The sequence below is a fragment of the Aminobacter sp. P4_H6_2 genome, from assembly GCF_056400805.1.
In genome coordinates this window covers 1-1,144 of the sequence record NZ_JBFUKO010001020.1, presented here as the reverse complement: position 1 = coordinate 1,144, position 1,144 = coordinate 1, and the positions used below count along the sequence as shown (strand labels likewise).

General features: G+C 61.5%; 1 protein-coding gene and 1 pseudogene. One reads left to right on the top strand and one right to left on the bottom strand.

From position 1 onward, the window contains the following. Positions 1–88 precede the first annotated feature (88 nt). Positions 89–442: pseudogene (locus tag AC1DUU_RS32620) on the bottom strand (ATP-binding protein); the annotation flags it as partial. Positions 443–627: 185 nt separating this feature from the next. On the opposite strand from AC1DUU_RS32620, the gene AC1DUU_RS32615 reads away from it, so the two are divergent. Continuing rightward, complete coding sequence (locus AC1DUU_RS32615; protein ID WP_476787417.1) at positions 628–1,098, top strand: PhnD/SsuA/transferrin family substrate-binding protein; 471 nt, start codon at positions 628–630, stop codon at positions 1,096–1,098. Positions 1,099–1,144 lie beyond the last annotated feature (46 nt).

Genomic DNA, 1,144 nt, shown 5'->3' with positions numbered 1-1,144 from the left:
GTTGAAGGGCACGCCGGTTAGCGCCCGATCAGGGGAGCTGGTCGGGGTTGCGCAGCCTGATCGGGCGCGGCTAATTGGCTTTTCGGCTTTAGCCTTGAGAGCGGCTCTTGAAGCGCCAGGATTCGTTTCCGGTCTCGACGATCTCGCAATGGTGGGTGAGGCGGTCGAGCAGCGCGGTTGTCATCTTGGCGTCGCCGAAGACGCTCGGCCATTCACCGAATGCCAGGTTGTTGGTGATGATGATCGAGGTGCGCTCGTAGAGCTTCGAGATCAGGTGGAAGAGCAACTGCCCGCCGGCCTGGGCAAAGGGAAGATAGCCGAGTTCGTCGAACACGACGAATTCGAGCCGGGTGAGATGGTCTGCGATGCGGCCCTGCCGACCGGCACGGGTCTCAGTCTCGAGCCTGTTGACGAGGTCGACGACGGCCCTCGAACGCTTCCGCCCTATCCGCGTCAACCGCTTCAACCCCAGGAACTTCCTCTTCCCTCAGCGTGTATCGTTGCAGAGATTCCCACGGAGCCCCAAAACTGCCAGATTCCGCGCCAAATCGGCCCAAACGCCGATGCTAGTCCGCAGTCTGTGTCCTTTACACCCGTCCTTCTAACTGCGGCGATGGGCCGGTCCAAATGGCTGCGGACCTACCGACGGCGATTTGGGGTTGGACAGTCCGGGATTCCCGTGAGGGCCGCATTGAGGTCGGGGCTATGGATGCCTACGCCTACAAGTTGTTGTCAATATACGAACCGGATGCAGTGGTGGGATTGCGCGTCGTCGCAACGATCCGGCCACTTCCATGTCCAACGCTCGTTGCATCCAGAACTGCGCCCGCCGATATGGTGTCAGCCCTGCGGCAGGCACTGTTGTGCGCCCATGAAAGCGAAGACGGACGTGCTGCGTTGCGTCCGCTCGCGATCGAACGCTTCGACTGCCCGGATGTGGCCAACTATAGCGTGYTCGCGAGAGGCGGCGGAGGCGGTCGGTCAGAGGCTTGCGGCATGGTGACGGCAGGAGCACGCTGGCGACACGGGGCGGCAGGCGCCGCGCTCCGTCTAGGCGCGTCCTATGGATTGATAGCGGGGATCAACAAGCAGACGTAACGCCAACAGATTCTTCGGGCATTTTCCAAATCCCCTTCCTCATAGT